Origin of the sequence: Streptomyces sp. SID11385, assembly GCF_010548245.1 — a bacterium.
Taxonomy (GTDB): domain Bacteria; phylum Actinomycetota; class Actinomycetes; order Streptomycetales; family Streptomycetaceae; genus Streptomyces.
The window spans coordinates 1-226 of sequence record NZ_JAAGLR010001050.1 but is presented as its reverse complement, the minus strand read 5'-3'; the positions used below and the strand labels follow the sequence as shown (position 1 = coordinate 226).

The window sequence follows — 226 nt, the reverse complement described above, 5'->3', positions numbered from 1 at the left end:
GTGTCGCGGACCGCGCGGCGCACGAGCGCGGCGGCGGGCGGCTCGTGCGGGGCGGCGTCGGCCACGAGGCCGTGGCGTGCGGCGAGTTCCTCGATCGCGGCCGAGGAGGCGAGCGAGTGGTAGCCGCCCTCGCAGCTGTCCCGCCCGGGGAGCACCCGTGTGCCGGGGACGGGGAGGAAGCCGATTTCGCCCGTGCCCCCCGAGGCGCCCCGGCGCAGCGCGCCGT

1 pseudogene is annotated in these 226 nt (G+C 80.1%); it reads right to left on the bottom strand.

Features of this window, described 5'->3' with window-relative positions:
* Nucleotides 1–226 (bottom strand): annotated as a pseudogene (locus G3I42_RS32000) (ROK family transcriptional regulator); the annotation flags it as partial.